We start from the raw sequence: 20,438 nt of genomic DNA, 5'->3' as shown, positions 1-20,438 counted from the left end.
CTTTTAAAATTTGAAGTTCATTCCTGCAGTATACGTACGTGGCACCGGGTAGAATCCTTGGTCGATTCCGCCACCAATAGGCGCTCCCGAAGAAGCTGAAGGATCATATCCTTTATACTCTGTAAGCGTAAACGCATTGGTTACCGCCAAGTAAAAACGTAGTTTTCTGATGCCTAATTGATCTAAGACTTCATTTCCTAAACTATAGCCTAACTGCACGTTTTGTAATCTTACATACGAACCGTCTTCTACATAAAAGTCCGAGAACAACAGGTTAGAATTTGGCCCAACGGTTACGCGTGGATAGCTGTTTGTAGATCCCGGTCCCGTCCAACGGTCTAAGACATAATTGGTCTTATTGGTCAGGTTTTGATTACGATCATACGAGCGCACAATGTCATTGCCTATGGAAGCAAATGCGTAAGCTGTAAAATCAAAATTCTTATAGTTGAATCCTAAATTAAGCCCCATTGTAACGTCTGGGATAGGATCTCCAATATTCACACGATCATCGCCATTAATGACTCCGTCACCGTTTTGATCTACGTAGCGTAAATCTCCCAAGGTAGCATCGGTTTGTGTTGCGTGTGTATCAACTTCTGCCTGAGATTGAAAAATTCCGTTGGTTTGTAAGCCGTAGAAATACCCGATTGGGAAACCAGCTTGCATACGTGCAGGTGGCTCCTGACCAAAACCAAAACTTCCACCCGGAATGAAGCCACTTTCATTCCCTACTTCAAGTACTTCATTTTGAAGCGTGGTGAAGTTGTATCTTAAATTGAATCCCGCCTCGTCACCAATAGGCTGATCGTAAGAAACCGAAAATTCTAAACCTTGGTTCTCCACACTTCCGGCGTTTACAATAGGTGCACCAGCACCCGGCGCATAAACCCCTAAAATTCCCGAAACCTGAGGCACTAGCAATAAATCATCGGTACGACGTTTGAAATAATCCATCGTAAGATCGATGCGATTATTGAACAAACGTGCATCAAAACCAACATCAAAAGTCTTCTGACGCTCCCATTTAATTTCAGGATTAGAAAGCTGACCGGCAGCAACACCGTTTACGAGTTCGTTGTCAAATACGTAAGTTCCTTCTGCGTTAAGCGTAGAAACGTATCCGAAAGCTCCAATACGGTCATTACCCAAAATACCGTAACTCGCTCTAAGTTTTAAAAAGTTGAGCAGGTCACTAGAACCGAAGAAAGGCTCATCACTCGCTACCCAACCGATAGAAGCCGAAGGGAAATAACCGAATTTATTCTCCGGCCCAAAGTTTGAAGAACCGTCACGGCGCAACACTGCTGAAAGCAGATAACGCTCCTTGTAGTTGTACTGAACACGCGTAAAATAAGAAAGTAAACGCTGATCAAACTCAGCAGGACCGCTGATGTCACGTGCATCGATAACCTCGCCTGCGCCGTCAAGGGTAGCTTCGGCAAAAGTAGTTCCCGGCACATCTCGCCCGGTGAAATTGTAAAATTCGCCGCTGGTCTTGAATGCAGACATCCCCAATAAAACGGTAAGGTTATGATCATCTGCAAACGTATTTTGATAGGTTAAAAAGTTATCAAATGTATAATCTCTAAAGAAACTGTCGTTTACAAAATATTGATTTACGCCCAGGTTATTAAAGACTTTTCCGTCTCCAAAATTCAATCCTGAAGGAAGATAACTACGCCCACGCACTTCAGAATAGTTAAACTGATAGCGTGATTCTGCCGTAAAATGATCCCAGAAATTATAAGAAAATCCTACTGTTCCTGTGATTTTATCTACCTCATTATTGTTGAAGGTATTTGCGATTTGTGCAATAGGGTTGATCACCTCATTCCCCAAACCGTTTGCGATCGTAAAATCACCATTGGCATCACGCACACTGAACGTAGGCGCCATATTCACCGCATTGAACAATACAGATCCCAAAGCATTTTCAGAAAGGGTTTTTCTATTTGAGTGCGTGTAAATCGCTGTTGAAGAAAACTTTAAATTATCTAAAATATCCAGATCATAACTTCCTCTTCCTGTAAAACGATTGAAGTTTACCGCTCCACCGCCTACAATACCATCCTGATCTAGATAGCCCGCACCAATAGAATATGCCGATTTTTCACCACCTCCATAAACGGTAGCGTTTATATCTGAAAGTAAAGCTTGTCTAAAGACCTCATCTTGCCAGTTGGTTCCCTGCCCAAGCACAGCAAGATTAGGAAATGGTGGCACTTGATTTCCTGCTGCGTAGGCTTCGTTGATGATCACACCATATTCGGTTGCATTAAGCACCGGAAGTTTACGCGTGGTTTCCTGCAAACCTACATAGGTATCTACATCCACTCGCAGATCACTGTTTTTGCGACCTCCTTTTGTTGTGATCAAGATCACACCGTTCGCAGCACGCACCCCGTAAATACCGGCAGTTGCATCCTTTAAAACGTTGATGCTCTCGATGTCGTTGGGGTTGATCACACTAAGATCTTCGATCACCGCACCATCAACCAAAATTAAAGGACGGTTGTCACCATTGGTAGAAATACCACGGATGGAGATCGTAGAAGCACTACCCGGCGATCCCGAATTGGAGCTGATATTAACCCCGGCCACACGACCTTGTAAGGCTTGTTCTACCCGCACAGGATTTTGCTCCTCAATAGTTTCAGAACCTACAACACTTACCGCACCGGTAATTTCTTTCTTCTTTTGTGTTCCGTAACCTACTACGACCACTTCATCTAGTGTACTGGTATCTTCAACCAATTGTACATTGAGATCTGCAGCTCCATTCACGGCTATTTCCTGAGTTTGAAAGCCTAAAAAGGAAAACACCAAGGTACTCGAAGACGGAACATCTAAACTGAAAAGTCCATCAAAATCGGTACTTGTACCCGTTGAAGTTCCTTTTACAATTACATTAACTCCCGGTAATGGCATTCCTGACATATCTGTCACAGTACCTGTAACGCGCACATCGGTACCGGTCTGGCTGAAGAGCCCCGAGGTGAGCAACCCGAATAAGATCAAGGATAGTATTGATTTCATAAATTGTGTTTTGGAATTCAAAACTACCTTTTAACTATATCGTATTCGAGAAAACAACCTCAACAAAAAATATACAAAAGCTGTTTTAACCGAAATAACAGATGTATTCTATCGCAAACGCTTTCGTTATAAGGCTTTCAGGAGAATGTTAAACTTTATGTTGTAAAGGCTGTAATCACCTATAAACTAAATTACTATCGTTTTCGTATAGGTAATGTATAGGTGATTTTAAGAATTGATGAGGTATACTACACCGCTAGAATATACTCAACAAGACTGTCTTCGTGCTCTAATTCCATTTTTTTGCGCAAACGATATCTTTTGATCTCTACACTCCTCACCGAAATATTCAAAAGTGGTGCAATTTCCTTTGAGGATAAATTAAGTCTTAGATACGCACATAGTTTTAAATCGTTGGGCGTAAGTTTAGGATGCAGCTCTTTGATTTTCTTTAAAAAATCTTTGTCTGCATTATTGAAGGCTTCTTTAAAAAACTCCCAATCTTTTTTAGGATTAAGGTTCTTATCGATAATCTTGATCACCGATTTCAATTCGTTCTCTTGTGCATCAGAATCCAATTCTTTTTTGATCGCATTGAGCAGTTCATTTTTCTTGACAATGCTCATCGTTGAAGCGGCAAGTTCTCTGTTCTTGCTTTCTACATCTTGTTGTAACTTCTCATTCTCCAACTTCATAATTCGGCGTTCATTCTCATAATTGGCTAATTCCAATTTACGCTGATTGATCTCTATAAGGCGTTCTTTTTGCTTTCGATAGAATTTACGGTTGAACACTTGAATTCCTATAAAGATCAAAACAAGCATCAATCCATAAATCGTGATCGCGACAACTGATAAATACCAAGGGCGCGCCACTGTAAAACTGTATTGAATTGTATTTTCTGATAATTGATCCCCTATGCGCGCACGTGCTTCAAAAGTGTAAGTCCCCGGCGGCAAGTTTTCAAAAAATGCTGTAGCAGAAGAAGACCAATTGGTCCACTCCTCATAAAGTCCTTTTAAACGATACTGGTAAACGACCGCTCTAAACTTCTCATATTCCGGCACGCTAAAATCAAACACAAAACTGTTCTGCTGGTAATGAAAAGGTTGGGTAGAAGTTTGATCGATGGCTTGGAGTCTACCTTCCGGCTTCCCATTTTTAATGGTTCTCAACCTAATGGTGTAGGTTTCCTCGTTAAACTTATCTAAATCAAACAAAATATACCCCGTCGCATTCCCAAACAAATAAGTGTTTGCTCCCAAATAGGTGATGTTCTCAAAACCGGGAATATCCTTTCTGGTTTTTGAAGGCAATGCGATCCTACGCACTTTCAATTGATCTGCCAAGATTCCGGGTTCAAAATAAAGCACCTCCTGTGCATTAAACGCCCAAAGCCTATTATTACTCGCATCGTAGGTGAGCTTGCCCGAGGAATAGCCTCCCGATTCTAAAAGTGCATTAGAAAGTATGCTGTCCTTTTCAAATACTTGCGTTGAATTATTCAGTCTAAAAATTCCATCTTCATAGGCATAAATCACTTCATTATTATATTCAAATATGCTCGACTTGGCTCCTTTTGGGATTTGCTCTAACAATGTAGATTCGGTTATTCGCTGAAAATCTTTATCAATACGCAGTTTAAAAACACCCTTATATTCGTGACTTACATAAAGCTGCTGCGCATCGCTAAAAGCGAAATACCTGCTTGAAATATCAAAACCTTCAAGTTTATTACGCAACTGCCATCCCGTCTCTTTTCGTTCTAGAATATAAAGTCCGCTGTAATTTCCCTGAATAATCAAATCAGGAGAAAGCTGTTGCAAATTCCAAGTCCCGGCGATTTTTGCAATGGAGATCACCCGATCCTCTTCTACGCGAAAAGTTCCTTCATGATGCCCACAAAAAAGAGCATCACCTATAACTTCTAAACTCCACACCTGCCCTTTAGTATCTGGAATGAGTTGGTAGGCATCTGTCGCATCTTCCTCTTTTCTATAAAAAAGACCTTGATTGGTTCCTAAATACAAAAACCCGTTATGCTTCTTGGCGGCATAAACTGCTCCTAAACTTCCGTCATAATCGGTGTACACCTTAAATGCAGAATTGGTATTGACCACACTGATTCCATTATCAAGACCGAGCCACACGTGCGCTTCCTGATCTTCCCAAAGACTCAACACGGTATTATTAGACAGCCCGGAAATCTGATCGATTTGATACTTTATACTTCCTGATGCGTCAAGGTGGTACAGACCGTTGGAAATAGTCCCTAAAAGCAAGGTTTGATCTGATAATTGAATGGCTGAATATACGGTTTCATTGACGATCGCTTCCCGCGCCTGGTATTGCCAAGACGAAGTTTCCCCGTTTGGATTCAGTTGAAAAATGCCGTGTTTTTGGGTGACCGCCATTAAGCTGTTTTCCCTACTAAACAGCGCCACCAGCAAATATTCTGAAAAAGCAGCATCCTCAGAAACCAATACCGGCTTACCATTCTGAAGTTGGTACAACCCCAAGCCTTCTTGTTGAAAATAAACCGATTTTCCCACCAGAAAAGACCTCACGATCGACGAGGTCGATTCGATGATCTGAAACTGCTTGGTATCTGTATTATAGCTGTATATGCGATCTAAAGATTGAAAAAGAATCAAATTATCTACCAGGATGATATTCCAAAACTGCTCATCTTCTATAAGCGGAACCGTCACGTTCTGGCTTAGTGAAGTATAGTCTAGCAAACCGCCGTTACCACGTTCCCAATAGCCAAACTCCATATACGCACCGGTATAAATGCGTCCGTTTTGCGCTGCAACCGACCGCATAATGGTTTTATTAGACGTCGGGTATAAATTCCATTTTGCCCCGTCATACTCCAGTAATCCAGAATTGTTGGCGACATAAATAAAGGCTTGCTCTCCTTGAGCAATATCCCAATTTTGATTTTCAGCATTGTACTGCTCCGGAGTAAAATTGAGTACAGGAGGTAATTCTTGCGCAGCACTTATAAAATTTCGGCACAAAAAAAACAGAATATATAACGGTATAGTATATCGCATCAACGGGCAAGATACTCAATTAGAAGCAATCTTTTAACGCTTCTACAACGTCAAAAATGAATAGTGCTCTTTATATTTTCAATAGGGTTTTGGAGTATCAAAATGCCGTTTTTCAATGTTGATAAAATCAGGTTAATCCTGATTCTACGTGCGTTATCTCCACCTATAAATGTTTACTTTTGCCAAAATTTCACCAACATGTTCTCTATTTTCAGTTCGAAAAAACTCTTAGCCTCTAAGCTGGGCGAATTCACAGACATCCACAATCATATTCTTCCGGGAATTGACGACGGAGCCAAAACTCCAAAGGATTCCCTTCAGCTATTGACGCAGTTTAAAGAATTGGGCATCACCAACCTCATTTGCACCCCGCACACGATGAGTGATTATTATCCCAACACGCCGGAGACCATTTTAGATGCTGAAGCTACACTGAAAAGCTTTTTAAAGGAAAACGGCCACGAAGACATCAGCATCAGATCTTCTTCAGAATATATGATGGATTCCGGCCTTGTAAATCTCTTAGAGAATAAGCAGATCCTGCCGTTAAAGGACAACTATGTTTTGGTTGAAATGTCGTATTTACAGCCACCTGTTAATCTTAGAGAAATTCTTTTTAAAGTGGGTAATTCTGGCTATATCCCTGTCTTGGCGCATCCTGAGCGCTATGCGTTTTATCACGCAAAATATAACACCTACAACGAACTGAAAAACATCTGTAAATTTCAGTTGAACGCCCTGTCTATAAGCGGTTACTACGGACCCGGAATCGCTAAAATCGCGTTGAAATTACTCAGTGAAGGCATGTATGATTTTATTGGTACAGACACGCATCATATGCGTCACGTTGAGAATTTGAAAAAAGTGAAGTTCTCAGGAAAATACGAGCCAGACCTCGACCGAATCATAAGCAATACAACAGCTACGTTCAGTTAAACATAAGCTGTAAGTTCGTCTAAAAATTCCCGTGCTTTTTCACTGTCAAACGCTTCGGCAGCCAGAATGCAATGCTTCAGACGCTCCAAATTCAATTTTGGTTTAGGAGTGTATACTTTTGCTAGTACGTCTTCCGAAGAAGCTTCGACTTGCTCTCTGCTAGAATACAAAAGTTCTTCTTGCTTTTCATATTCCGGAAGTGTCAAATAGGTTATTGGATAATTCTCAATAGACGTATCGGCATATTCTTTCAAGAGTTTTTCGGCAATACGCTCCACCGTCAATACGTTTGTTTGACCGGGAATAAAAACCCCTGTGGAATCGTCAAACTGCAGCAGTTTTAAAACAAGCTCCAGAATCAAGGCCTTCTGAATGAAAGCGCGTCGCACCTCTTTGCCTTTTATTTCTAGCGGAAGTTGTTGTTGTATACGCGCTTTAAACACAGGAACCACAGAACCTGAAGAATCATAAACATTACACAAACGCAAAATACTGAGTTGTGTTGTCGTAGTTTCCGTCTGTTTGAAAAGCAAATATTCTTCGACAACCTTTTTAGTCTTTCCCATCACACTTATTGGCTCGACCGCCTTGTCTGTTGAAATAAACAGGAAGCGCGCGATATTGTGTTTACAAGAAGTGTCTATAAGTAATTTGGCGCCCATAATATTTGTTTTCACCGCTGCACACACATTTTCTTCCATCAAAGAAACGTGTTTATAGGCCGCTGCGTGAAAAACGATATCTATGTGCTGTCTGTGAAATAAAGCCGAAATAAATGCTGTATCACAAATACTTTCTAAATAGTAGTTCAACTTCACTTTCGGAAAATGGATCGCCATTTCCTGAAGCAAGCTATGCATTCCCAATTCTGAAATATCTACCAGAATTAGTCGCTTGGGTTGGTATTGCGCCAGGCCCAAAACCAATTCGCGACCGATACTTCCCGCGGCACCGGTTATGAGAATGGTTTGGTTTTTAAGCTCAGATATTTCCATAATTAGCCCGAAAAATAAGCATTTATTGCCTGTTGAATTCGGTTAAGATCTTCTTTTGTCAAACCACATCCCGATGGCAGGCACAATCCAGTCTTCCACAAGGTTTCCGCATGTTGCGCTCCAAAATAATGTTGTTTAGTATAGATCTCCTGAAGATGCAAGGGCTTCCACGGGAAACGGGATTCAATCCCTTTTTCGGCTAAAAAAACTTGAAATTGCTCCGGATTTCTTGTTGAATCACTTCCTGTAAACCGAATTACAGTCAGCCAATAATTGGCATAGTATTCCTCATTTTGAACGCTCAGCACTTCAACTTCTTCTATTTCGGTAAAGCACTCCAGATAAAACTGATGAAGCTCCCGCTTCTTTTGAATGCGTTCTTTAAGCGTTTGTAACTGACTCAAACCAAGCGCTGCATTCAATCCCGGCATCGCATAATTAAAACCTACGGCATCGTGTTCAAATCCTGTTGTAGCACTTTTCGCCTGACGCGCCAGATGCCTAGCTTCTTCAGCCTTTTGAGCATCTTTACAAATCAGTGCACCACCGCCACCGGTAGTAATAATCTTATTTCCGTTAAAGGATAAAATTCCGTAATCGCCAAAAAGTCCGCAGGATTGATCTTTGTATCTGCTCCCCAAAGATTCGGCTGCATCTTCGATCAATGGAATCTCATAATCTTTACAAAGCTTGGCAATTTCCTCCATTTGACAGGGAATCCCAAAAGAATGAACCGCGACCAGAGCCGCCGGCTTTTTGTTTTGCTTCAGACACCATTCAATAGCCTCTTCTACATTTTCGGGAGCAAGATTGTAAGTGCTCCTTTCACTATCGATAAACACAGGGATCGCTCCTAAATAGGCTATCGGATTTGAAGAAGCCACAAAACTCATCGTTTGGCAGAGTACAAAATCGCCACTTTGCACGCCAGCTAATTTTAAAGCAAGATGTAAGGCTGCAGTTCCTGAATTTAAAGCCACTACTTCCCGTTCCGTATACAGGAATTCCTGAAGTTGATTTTCAAATTTTGTCACCGCCGGTCCGCCGGAAGTCACCCAGTTTTCATTGACAACCTCAGCTAGATAATCTGTAGCATCCGCATCAATGAACGGCAACGCAAGTGCTATTTTTTTGGGCTCATCCATTGTTGTTTTCTTTTTGATTAGTGAAATTCTTAATCAAACTATTGAGATAAAAATGTAGTGCTACACTAAATGCAACCTGTACTACAAGAAATAACAATACTCCTACAAGAGGTTCTAAATACCAGGCACCGAATACATTTAATAAGGTCAAAACCACCACAATGGTCACAATTCTAGAATGCCCATAACCCAAACGAATGAGCGAAGAATAACTGTGTAATTTATCTCTTTTGAAAAGCGCTTGTTTCCGACTTAATCGCAATAGCAACACGCGAATCGTATCTGCAATAGGAAACCAAAAAAGCGCAAGCAGAACAGGTAAACGCTGCTGAAATGAGTCTAGTTGCGTGTTGTTGATGTTTAAATCTGCTTCCAAAAAGAAAATCGCCAAACACGCACAAAAAAAGCCAATGAATAACGAGCCGCTATCTCCCATAAACAACGCCGCCGGCTCGCGATTCAATTGCCGGAAACCGAATAAAGCCGCCGCCATACACATTAAAAACACTCCGGAAAATGGCGTTTGAAAATACAATAACCCCAAAACAAATACGAGTGCTACTGCCGTCGCCAAACCGTCTACACCATCAATAAAGTTGAAGGCATTCGTTAAAAAAGTGATCAGCACTACACTTAGTATAATACTCAAAACATTTGGCAGCCGGATAAAACTATGTTCTAACAATACCGATTCTAACCGAATATCATCTAAAAGCACCACTGCAGTAATTATAGCGATCTGAAGAAGAAGCTTGAGCAACCATCCCAAAGGTTTTAAATCATCGTATAAGCCTAACACAAACATCGCAATACCACCGCAAAACAGGAATAAATAATTACACAAAAAATAAGTTCCTTCAAAAATTATGACCGGTATTAAAACTCCCAGTATCAACGCAATTCCTCCTGAAGCAGGCACGGCGTTTTGATGTAGTTTTTTCCCTCCAACATTGTCGATAAAATACGCCGCTAGCTTTTGTGTACATAGCAATCTCCCAACCATAAAACTGGTTAAAAAGGCTGCAACTGCCGGTAAAATATAAAGTACTAGTGGAGACACTTCTTATCTTTTTGTTCGTCAAAGATACACTTTACACTTTTGCTTCTTGCGCATAAAAAAACCTCCCGTCGGGGAGGTTTTAAATTTATATTGAAGATTTTCTTATTCTTCTAAAGTAGCATCGAGACTGATTTCAGCATTCAATAATTTTGAAACCGGGCAATTTTCTTTTGCTTTGGTGGCTATCTTTTTAAAGGTATCTGCATCACATTCCGGCACTTTCCCTACTAAGGTCAAGTCAATTTTGGTGATCGCACCATCCTCAAAAGTTACGTTAGCGTCGGTTTTCAAATCTTCGGCAGTGTAACCTTCTTCGCCTAAAAATGCGGTTAATTGCATCGTGAAGCACCCTGCGTGTGCCGCTCCGATCAATTCTTCGGGGTTGGTGCCTTTTCCGTCTTCAAAACGGGTCGCAAAACCATATTTTGATGCGTCCAGAACTTTACTTTCAGTAGAAATGGTTCCCATTCCTGCTTTGATTTGCCCTTTCCAGTTTGCTGATGCTTTTCTTGAAAATTTCATATGTAGTTTTCTTTTTTTGGTTTGAATTAAAATTAGGCATCAACCACGCCTATTCCTAATTCTTTAGAGATATTTTAGCGTTTAAAACCCAAGTATTAACGGGCTTTAACAGCATTTTGGTTAAATTGCAGTTATGAAAGCAGCTACGGTCACGCAGTTAAAAAAAGAACTCAAACACAAAGATGAAGACGAACTTCTCAACATTTGTTTGAGGCTCTCCAAATTCAAAAAAGAGAACAAAGAACTGCTCACGTATTTGCTTTTTGAGTCAGATTATGAACCGGGTTATGTTACACTGATCAAAGAAAACATCGATGAGCAGTTTGAAGCGCTCAACACGCGCAATTACTACTGGATGAAAAAGTCGATCAGAAAGATTTTGCGCGAGACCAAAAAGTACATCCGCTATTCCGGCAATAAAGAGACCGAAGTACAACTTTTGCTTTATTTCTGCGAAAAAATGCAAGCCGTACGCCCTGCAATTCGCAATAACAATACGCTGCGTAATTTGTATTTACGCCAAATTGAATACATTCATAAAAAGATTGAAGCCTTACACGAAGATTTACATCTCGATTATTATAACGCCTTAGAAAAGCTGAACTAAAATGACACAACTACAACTAAAAAACCTCAACGTTAGCATTGATAAAGGTCAACTTTCAAGTTTTAAGAAAGACGACTATGAGTATATTCATCAAGTGGGAAGTCCCGGCTGGGGAAAATCTGACGATGAGATGTTTCCTATAATCGGCCCCACAGATGAAGCCGGTTTTAAAGTAAAAACGCCTAAAGGAGAAGCGATCTTGGATCAACACGGGTTGTTGCGCGAACTTGATTACGCGCTTACTTCTTCAACAGCAACTACAGCGGTTTTTGAAAAGCAGTATACTGCGGGAACCAAGATCAAAAATTCGAAATACCCTAAAAAATCTACTGAAGAATGGCTGAGCTGGCCGTATGATTTTGTGTTTAAAAAGCAATTCAGTCTCAGTGAAGATGGACTAAAAATTGAATTCATCATTAGTGGAGAACCGGAAATGCCGTTTATGCTAGGGTATCATCCTGCCTTTAAATTGCGTACCGAAAAACCAACGGTAACCCATGCTAAAAAAGAAATTAGTCTAGCTGAAATTATGGCGGTAGGAAGCCGAGCCTTTCAGGTTCCTGATTGTTCTGAAATTACGCTCAACGACGAAAATTCGATCACGCTTAAATCTGAAGGTTTTGGCAATATTATGCTGTGGACCGAAGTGACTAATATGGTTTGTGTAGAACCTGTAAGCTTCTATCCCTACGCTGTTGCACAGGAAAACCTAAATGAAGGTTTCCAAAACTTACCAGAGGAAGGAATCACCTTTACAGTTTTACTGAAGATCTAAACCAAAGCATTTTTTAAAATAGTAACGGGATGCTGTGCTTGGCGCTGTGTCCCGTCTTTTATTTGATGCCTACAACTCGTACCCGGCGCGGCGATGAGTGTATCTTCTGAAGCTTTGCGTACCGCAGGAAACAGCGTTTGCTCTCCTATTTGCATACTCAACGCATAATGTTCCTTTTCATACCCAAAAGAGCCAGCCATCCCACAACACCCAGACGGAATGATCGTAGGCGTATAATTCACCGGAAGGTTCAAAATACTAAAGGTATGCTCTATTCCGCTTAAGGACTTTTGATGGCAATGCCCGTGAATCTTCAGCTTCTTGGCTTCGGTGGTAAATGAAGTCGCTTTAATGCGTTCTGCTTTGATTTCAGCACTCAAAAATTCTTCAATAGTAAAGGTGTTTTTAGCTAAAGCTTTTGCCTCCTCAACATCTTTTGCCAAACGCAAATATTCATCCCGAAAGCCTAAAATCGCTGAAGGTTCAATTCCGATTAAAGGATGCTTCTCATCAACAAGATCTTTAAACGTGTTGATGTTTTTCTGCGCAGTCTTACGCGCTTCTTTTAAAAAACCTTTAGAAATAAAAGATCGTCCACTCTCGGCGTGCGCCACTATACGCACTTCATAGTTGAGTCGCTGCAATAAGATCACGGCATCCTCACCAATTTGTGCATCTAGATAATTGGTAAACTCATCGGCAAATAAATAGACCGTCTTGATCGGGTTTTGTGGATTGAAAGCCTTAAGCTTTTTAAAACGCTTTCTTAACGTGCGTTTGGACAGCGGCGGAAGGCTGCGTTCGGGAGCAACTTCGAGGGTTTTCCTGATAAATCTCCCACTCAGTTTAGCTTTATACAATCGATTTGTAATCCCCGGAAGCACGGCTCCTACTTTGTTCAAATAGGCATTAAATGCAAACGCACGTGTGCGTAGCGAGCTCCCATTTTCCTTCTTATATTGATATTCAAATTCAGCTTTTAAGGCCGCGACATCCACATTACTTGGGCATTCGCTGGCACAAGCTTTACAGCTTAGGCAGAGGTCAAAAACTTCTTTTAATTCTTTATGATTAAAACTGTTCTTACGTTCTGATTGGGTTAAGAACTCACGTAAGGCATTTGCCCTTCCACGTGTGGAATCTTTTTCATCGCGTGTAGCGCGATAACTGGGACACATCGTTCCGCCGGCAGCCGGTAACTTTCTGCAATCGCCTGTCCCGTTGCATTGTTCTGCAGCGCGTAAAATTCCTTGGCTATCGTCAAAATTGAGTAACGTATCAATTTCCGGTTCTTCACGATCTGGAGTATAGCGCAGGTTTTCGTCCATCGGGTTGGCATTGACCAGCTTCCCAGGATTGAAAACATTATGAGGATCAAAGCTACTTTTTATACGTTTTAAACGCTCATAGTTGGCACTACCGATCATCATCTCTACAAACTCTCCACGTACGAGTCCGTCGCCATGCTCTCCGCTCATCGAACCCTGATATTTTTTGACCAGGTTGGCTACCGCCGTTGTGATCTTTCTAAAAAGCACCACATCATCTGCTTTCTTTAAATCGAGAATAGGTCGCAAATGCAGCTCCCCGGCTCCTGCGTGCGCATAATACACCGCATCCTGTTTAAAGTCGGCCATCAATGCGCTGAACTCGTTGATGTAGGGTGCAAGATCTTCTAACGCTACGGCAGTATCTTCAATACAGGCTACTGCCTTGCGATCGCCCACAATGTTTCCTAATAAGCCCAAGCCTGCTTTACGCAATTCTAAAGCCTGATTGATCTGTGAACCTTCAAGAGTAGGATAAGCATAGCTCAACCCAGAATTTTCAATAGTCGCGATTAATTCCAGAGCTTGTTTGCGCGCGTCGTCTAACGTATCTGCACGCACTTCTAGCATCAAAATCGCAGCGGGATCGCCTTCGATAAAAAAGCGGTTTTTTTGCTGCTCCCGATTATTCAGCGTACAATCAAGAATTACTTTATCCATCATTTCACAAGCATACAGCTTATGTTGCATCGCTGGGACTACCGCTTCCAAACAAGCCGTAATACTTTCAAAATGCGCTGCAACCATCACTCCGTGCTTTGGAGGTAGTACATCTAATTGTAGCGTTATTTCTGTGCTAAACGCGAGCGTTCCTTCACTTCCTGCAAGCAGCTTACACATATTGAACGGTTGCTCACTTTTGTTATCGAAAACGGAATTATCAAGCAAGGCGTCTAGCGCATATCCCGTATTTCTGCGATGGATTTCCGGTTTGGGAAATGTAGAACGAATCTCCTCTTGCACCTGTTCATCCCTTAATTGCTCATAAATGCTCCTGTATACTTTTCCTTCAAGGATGTTCAGTTTGCACTTTTGTTTAAACTCTTCAGTTGAAATCGCACTAAAAGTGACGCTGCTTGCGTCGCTCAATATAGTTTTTACTTCTACCACCTTATCGCGTGTTACGCCAAATTGAATAGAGGTAGTTCCCGATGAATTATTCCCCACCATTCCGCCGATCATACAGCGGTTTGAGGTTGAAGTGTTGGGTGCAAAAAATAAGCCGTGCGGTTCAAGAAAGCGATTCAACTCATCACGTATCACACCTGGTTGTACGGTCACCGTTTTGTTTTGCACATCCAGCGCGATGATTTCAGTAAAATATTTAGACACATCTACCACAAGACCGTCTCCGACACATTGTCCTGCCAGGGAAGTTCCTGCAGTTCTCGGAATGATCCCTATCTTATTTTTTTCAGCAAAAAGAATAAGTTGCTGAATATCTTTCTCACACTTCGGAAACGCAACTGCAACAGGAATTTGACGATAAACCGAAGCATCTGTAGCATACAAGGTTTTATGCAAATCATCAAAAAATAGATCTCCGTCAAGAGAATCTCTGAGTTCAGATAAGGGTTCTGTGAGCTGTGTAATCATAAGCTAAAGGTACAACTATTAAGTGTTTTGAAGTTAACAAAACCTTAGACAAGCTTAACAAAAGATTGGCGCAACCCCTGTAAACACTAAGCTTAACTAGGATTACATTTGTGAAACAAAAATTTTAAAAATTATAATTATGAAAAAATTACTTATAGCATTTGTCTGCATCGCCGGATTTTCTTTTAGCTCACAAGCTCAAGATATAGCCCCTAACGCGTTAGGTCTTCGTTTAGGAGATAGCGACGGTTTTGGAGCTGAAATCTCTTACCAAAGAGCCCTAGGAAGCAACAACAGATTAGAGCTTGATTTAGGTATCAGAGACGGAAATAACTATGACGGTTTTAAACTTGCCGGCTTGTACCAATGGGTATGGAATATTGACGGTGGTTTTAACTGGTATGCCGGTGTAGGTGGTGGTCTTGCATCTTACGATTATGATCGCAACGATTATGACGATGATACCTTTGTGTTTGCAGCAGGTGATATAGGTATCGAGTATGACTTTGATATTCCCTTAGTTCTTTCTTTAGACTTTAGACCGGAAATTGGTTTTGGAGACGGAAATAACTATTACGATAATGACGACCTAGATTTTGATATCGCATTGGGAATTCGTTACCAGTTTTAAGAACTGAATGAACAGCATAAAAAATCCCGCTTTTACAAGCGGGATTTTTTTATTGCCGTTGTTTACAACTACGGCTTTATCTTTAAGAAAGTGAAGCTTTTTTAGGTTCATTTTTCCTAATTGCTTTTTCATAAACTTCTTCATACATCGGTACGATATTTTCGATCGCAAAATGTTGTGCTTGTGTTCTTGCCTGTTTTTTGAACTGTGCCAATTCTGCATCTGACTTCAAGATTACGAGTGCATTCTTAGCCATTTCTTCTACTGCGCCTACCTCGCTTAAGAAACCGGAAACTCCGTGGGTATTCACTTCTGATAATCCACCGGCATTAGAGGAAATCACAGGAACGCCGTGCGACATTGCTTCTAATGCTGCAAGGCCAAAACTTTCAGCTTTAGAAGGAAGTAAAAACAGATCTGAAAAGCACAATACTTTATCGATCTCATTGCTATTTCCTAAAAAGATCACCTTAGAAGCGATGCCCAATTCTTCGGCTAAAGCTTCGGCAGGAGCGCGTTCAGGACCTTCTCCTACCATAATCAGTTTAGATGGAATTTCCTTCTGAATGTGATAAAAGGTCTTAATCACATCGGGAATGCATTTTACCTCGCGCATGTTACTGATGTGTGTAACAATACGTTCATCTTCGTGTGCCATCAAACCGCGTTGACAATCGGTAAAGGTATCTTTTACCGTACTCAGATCAATAAAATTGGGGATTACTTTGATCTTGCGTTTGATGTCGAAAAGTCGGTTTGTGTCTTCTTTCAGGCTTTGAGAAACCGAAGTCACCACATCACTTTTGTTTATACTGAAGGTTACCGCGGGTTTGTAAAACGGGTGATTTCCTACTAAGGTAATATCTGTCCCGTGAAGTGTAGTTACCATCGGGATGGTGATTCCCTCTTGCTGAAGCATTTTCTTTGCCATATATCCCGCGTACGCGTGCGGAATCGCATAATGCACGTGTAACACGTCTATATGGTAGGCTTTGATAATGGTTACCAGTTTGCTTGAAAGTGCTAACTCGTAGGGTTGAAAATGAAATAAAGGATACTCCGGCACATTTACCTCGTGAAAGAAAATCTTTTCATTTAATAAATCGAGGCGTACCGGCTGCTTGTAGGTAATAAAATGCACCTCGTGGCCGCGTTTAGAAAGCGCGATCCCCAGTTCGGTTGCAACAACGCCACTTCCGCCAAAGGTAGGATAACAAACAATAGCTATTTTCATGATGTAAAAATACCAATTTATTCGTGCACTACGTACCAGAAAAAGTGCGCAATATTAGCGATGGATGACAACATTAAGGAATCACCGCATTCTCAATCACTTCCTGAATACGTGTGCGCAAATCTGAAGAAATCAATTTTCTGTTATCGGCTGTAGGGAACGTGCGGTTGGATAGAAACACATAAATAATACCCGACTCAGGATCTGCCCAGGTCAAAGTTCCTGTAAATCCTGAATGCCCAAAACTTTCCATACTCACACAACCACAGGTAGGTCCTACTGTTCCTAATTGAGGTTTATCAAAGCCAACACCTCTGCGCACATCGTCTTTACAATAATAACAGGTATTGAACGCGTTCATCGTTTCTTTTGAGAAATAGCGCTTCCCACCGTAGTAGCCGTTTTGAAGATACATCTGCATCATTTTTGCCACGTCATTGGCATTACTAAAAAGACCGGCGTGTCCACCAATGTTATCCTCCATAGCTGCACCCATGTCGTGCACATAACCGTGTACTTGTTGCATACGCCAGTAGGTGTCATTCTCACTGGGAACGATCTTGCTTTTTGCAAAGCGACTGAGCGGTTTATATCCCATGGTATGTGCCCCAAGGGATTGATAATAATTTTCCTGCGTTAAATGATCTAAATCTTTTCCTCCGGTATTCTCCAAATACTCTTTGAATAAGAAATAAGAAAGGTCACTGTATTTATAAACCCTTCTGCTGAGCAGGTCTGAGTCGGCAATAATTTTCACGATAGAATCGGGATAATCGTTACGCAAATACAGATCTTCTGCTACCTTAAGACTGAAATTCTCTTCGGGTCGCGTACGATAATATTTTTTTGAAAGCTTTCCGGAGTCATCAAAAGTTGCCGTATAAAAAGGAATCCAAGGTTTGAGTCTACCGTAGTGCGACAATACTTCTTTAACCGTGATGTTTTGTTTGTTTGAACCTTGTAGCACAGGAAGCAGAGTTCCCAGCTTATCATCCAATTTGAATTTACCCTCATCATAACGTTTCATCAGCATGGGCAAGGTTGCCAAAATTTTGGTCATCGAAGCCAGATCATAAACATCATCCAGTTGTACCGGTTGCTTTTTGGTATAGGTATGATAGCCAAAAGCCTTCTCGTAGATCACCCTCCCGTGACGTGCAACCAACACCTGACCGCCGGGAAACATCACATCGGTAAGACCTTCTTTCATCAGGTTATCAATACCTTTCAATTGTTCAGAATCCATTCCTTCCTCCTCAGGAATCCCATATTTCAAACGACGCAAGGTTCCTATCTCGTAGCTGGTATTGATCTTAAACTCTTCACCCACCGAAACCGGCAGTTTACCTTTAGCCTCAATCGCTCCAAAAATAAGCTGTGCACTCAACTCCTGCGCAATGCTGCTGTTTTGATAAGACATCACAACCCCTTCAAGGTTGCTGGTATTTTCCAGATCAAAAAGCGCATATGGTCGTACAAAAACATCCAGCACCGTTGGTTTGGCTGCTGCTATCGTTTCTATAATTTCAATTTCACGGGAGGTAAACTTGTAGGACTTCCAGGGGTTGTCATTCGACCTGTGAAAACCAATTATCACATAATTAAACGCCTCTAGCTTTGTACTATATTCTGAAGCCGAAGCCGCTTCAATTTTTGTGATCTCAGCATATTTTTTAAGCGCATTATAAAACGGCGTCCCGCTGTCATCGCCCAGTTCGATATAGGCGATCTTTTTATCTTCAATATTCTTTACAGGTAAAATTGCCTGATCATTCTTTAATACGGTGAGCGCGCTCGCCATCGCTTTGCGGTACACCACCTCATCTTCAGGCTTGTTGAGATCCTCATAAAGATTTTGTAGCTCAATAGGCTTATAATTATTAAGTCCGGCTTTGAATTTGGCAAAGAGTATTTTCTTCACCGATCGGGATAAGCGCTTTTCGGTAATTTCGCCTTTATTATAAGCTTCTTCAATTTTGGCAATCGCTTTAGGCACATTTTCGCTCATCAGCAAAATATCATTCCCGGCGTTAAAAGCCGCCAAATCGATCTCCCCGGGAGCATCGTAATTTGAAGCTCCTTTCATATTGAGCGCATCAGTAAAAATAAGTCCTTGATAACCTAAACTGTCTTTGAGAATATCGGTTACTACCTTTTTAGACAAGGAGGTTGGATATCCCGGTCGATTGTCTAGCGCCGGCACGTTAAGATGTGCCACCATAATACTTGCAATACCCGCATCGATCACTTTCTTGTACGGATACATTTCTATGGAATCTAAACGCTTACGCGAAAATGGAATCGTAGGAAGGGTTTTATGCGAATCCTGATTGGTATCGCCGTGTCCCGGAAAATGCTTTGCACTTCCTAAAACTCCTGCACCTTGCATACCACGAATGAAGGCTACACTTTTATCGGTTACATTATCCCGATCTTCGCCAAAGGAACGATTGCCGATAATAGGATTCTCTGGATTTACATTGATGTCGACATCCGGGGCAAAATTGATATGCACCCCGAGGCGTTTATTATGTAAACCGATTTGCTTACCTACCTGTTCTACAAGCTTATTATCGCTTATCGCTCCTAGCGTCATATTCCACGGGAACGCATAGGTTGAATCTAAACGCATAGCAAGTCCCCACTCGGCATCCATCGCTACCATTAAAGGCACTTTACTCAAAGCTTGATACTCGTTTGTAAGTCTTGCCTGGCGCACGGGACCACCTTTAGAAAAAATAAGTCCACCTATGTGATGTTTCTCGATCAGTGGCTTTACCGCATCGGTTACCGATTTGGGATCCCTCGAAAAAACATCAACCATAAAAAGCTGACCAATTTTTTCCTTGAGCGTCATCCCATCATAAATGCTGTCGACCCAAGCTTGTTGCTCGGTCAATTCTTTAGCAATTAACGGATTTCTGGTTTGTGCAAAACCTGTAAATGTGAGCAGTAGAACGACTACCAGTACAAAACGTTCTTTAAGCATATGTTCTTTTATTTAAAGAAACGACTGTGCCAGCTTTCTATTGCAGGCACTTCCCAATGTTCTAAATATTCTTCTTTGGTATTCACGAGGTTATTAAAAACGATCGTCTTTTTCCCTACAGCACCATCTTTTGCCATCTTTTTAAAATCGGTAAGCGGTTTAAAATGCAGACGGTCGTTTTGGATGTAGGTTACATTCATTTTGTCTAGAAGCGAAACCTCAAATTCTTTTTCAAGATCCTGAATAAAACGTACCTGCGTATCTATCGAGCAACCACTGGCTGCGCTTTGGGTTTGGTCAAGAGCAATGATGATGAAGCGGTCATATTTTATTTCAAATCCCGCATTGAGTGCAGCTCCGTGAGCGGTCCATTTCTCTAGAAATGCACTTAGATATTGCTCAAGTTTAGGAAGTTCCTCTTCGGTAAATTTGCGGTCGCTTTGGTAGATCCAAAGTCTTGATGTATCTGATAATTCTTGAAATGGAGTCAACATAGTGTTTGTGAAATTTATTCTCACAAAC

The 20,438-nt window shown here is 41.3% G+C and carries 14 protein-coding genes; 4 read left to right on the top strand and 10 right to left on the bottom strand.

From position 1 onward, the window contains the following. Positions 1–3: 3 nt before the first annotated feature. Positions 4–3,039, bottom strand: coding sequence for a SusC/RagA family TonB-linked outer membrane protein (locus tag MED217_RS05235; protein WP_009779437.1), 3,036 nt, complete (start codon positions 3,037–3,039; stop codon positions 4–6). A gap of 248 nt (positions 3,040–3,287) precedes the next feature. After that, complete coding sequence (locus MED217_RS05230) at positions 3,288–6,098, bottom strand: triple tyrosine motif-containing protein (protein ID WP_009779436.1); 2,811 nt, start codon at positions 6,096–6,098, stop codon at positions 3,288–3,290. A 198-nt stretch (positions 6,099–6,296) separates the two neighbouring features. Between MED217_RS05230 and MED217_RS05225 the strand changes: the two genes are divergently transcribed. Then, positions 6,297–7,034, top strand: coding sequence for a tyrosine-protein phosphatase (locus tag MED217_RS05225; RefSeq protein WP_009779435.1), 738 nt, complete (start codon positions 6,297–6,299; stop codon positions 7,032–7,034). Here MED217_RS05225 and MED217_RS18465 read toward each other — a convergent pair. The 4 genes from MED217_RS18465 to MED217_RS05205 all read right to left on the bottom strand — a co-directional run bounded on the left by MED217_RS18465 (position 7,031) and on the right by MED217_RS05205 (position 10,756). After that, positions 7,031–8,029: a UDP-N-acetylglucosamine 4,6-dehydratase gene (locus tag MED217_RS18465; RefSeq protein ID WP_009779434.1), complete on the bottom strand. Its 999-nt coding sequence runs from the start codon at positions 8,027–8,029 to the stop codon at positions 7,031–7,033. The two genes, MED217_RS05225 and MED217_RS18465, sit on opposite strands and share 4 nt — an antisense overlap. Before the next feature lie 2 nt (positions 8,030–8,031). Then, positions 8,032–9,174, bottom strand: coding sequence for an aminotransferase class V-fold PLP-dependent enzyme (locus tag MED217_RS05215; protein WP_009779433.1), 1,143 nt, complete (start codon positions 9,172–9,174; stop codon positions 8,032–8,034). Then, positions 9,167–10,234 (bottom strand): MraY family glycosyltransferase, encoded by a 1,068-nt coding sequence (locus MED217_RS05210; RefSeq protein WP_009779432.1) that lies wholly within the window; start codon positions 10,232–10,234, stop codon positions 9,167–9,169. Before MED217_RS05210 ends, MED217_RS05215 begins: the two co-directional genes overlap by 8 nt. A 102-nt stretch (positions 10,235–10,336) precedes the next feature. Next, the gene (locus MED217_RS05205) at positions 10,337–10,756 is read right to left on the bottom strand and encodes an OsmC family protein (RefSeq protein ID WP_009779431.1); all 420 of its coding nucleotides are present in this window, start codon (positions 10,754–10,756) and stop codon (positions 10,337–10,339) included. A gap of 133 nt (positions 10,757–10,889) precedes the next feature. Between MED217_RS05205 and MED217_RS05200 the strand changes: the two genes are divergently transcribed. Beyond that, a complete protein-coding gene (locus tag MED217_RS05200; protein ID WP_009779430.1) occupies positions 10,890–11,363 on the top strand; it encodes a hypothetical protein in 474 nt (157 codons plus the stop codon). A 1-nt stretch (position 11,364) separates the two neighbouring features. Continuing rightward, positions 11,365–12,138 (top strand): aldose 1-epimerase, encoded by a 774-nt coding sequence (locus MED217_RS05195; RefSeq protein WP_009779429.1) that lies wholly within the window; start codon positions 11,365–11,367, stop codon positions 12,136–12,138. Here the strand turns inward: MED217_RS05195 and MED217_RS05190 are convergent. Further along, positions 12,135–15,062 (bottom strand): FAD-binding and (Fe-S)-binding domain-containing protein, encoded by a 2,928-nt coding sequence (locus tag MED217_RS05190; protein WP_009779428.1) that lies wholly within the window; start codon positions 15,060–15,062, stop codon positions 12,135–12,137. The two genes, MED217_RS05195 and MED217_RS05190, sit on opposite strands and share 4 nt — an antisense overlap. A 139-nt stretch (positions 15,063–15,201) precedes the next feature. Between MED217_RS05190 and MED217_RS05185 the strand changes: the two genes are divergently transcribed. Further along, positions 15,202–15,693 (top strand): hypothetical protein, encoded by a 492-nt coding sequence (locus MED217_RS05185; protein WP_009779427.1) that lies wholly within the window; start codon positions 15,202–15,204, stop codon positions 15,691–15,693. A gap of 82 nt (positions 15,694–15,775) precedes the next feature. Here MED217_RS05185 and bshA read toward each other — a convergent pair whose 3' ends face one another. The 3 genes from bshA to MED217_RS05170 all read right to left on the bottom strand — a co-directional run bounded on the left by bshA (position 15,776) and on the right by MED217_RS05170 (position 20,410). Continuing rightward, positions 15,776–16,927, bottom strand: coding sequence for an N-acetyl-alpha-D-glucosaminyl L-malate synthase BshA (gene bshA, locus MED217_RS05180; RefSeq protein ID WP_009779426.1), 1,152 nt, complete (start codon positions 16,925–16,927; stop codon positions 15,776–15,778). 73 nt (positions 16,928–17,000) lie between these two features. Next, on the bottom strand, positions 17,001–19,916 hold the full coding sequence (locus MED217_RS05175; protein WP_009779425.1) for a serine hydrolase domain-containing protein: 2,916 nt from the start codon (positions 19,914–19,916) through the stop codon (positions 17,001–17,003). An 8-nt stretch (positions 19,917–19,924) separates the two neighbouring features. Then, positions 19,925–20,410 (bottom strand): hypothetical protein, encoded by a 486-nt coding sequence (locus MED217_RS05170; protein WP_009779424.1) that lies wholly within the window; start codon positions 20,408–20,410, stop codon positions 19,925–19,927. Between the last annotated feature and the right edge of the window lie 28 nt (positions 20,411–20,438).

The organism is Leeuwenhoekiella blandensis MED217 (genome assembly GCF_000152985.1).
Taxonomy (GTDB): domain Bacteria; phylum Bacteroidota; class Bacteroidia; order Flavobacteriales; family Flavobacteriaceae; genus Leeuwenhoekiella; species Leeuwenhoekiella blandensis.
Note: the sequence above shows the minus strand (reverse complement) of the source record. Positions and strands in the feature narration are given on the sequence as shown.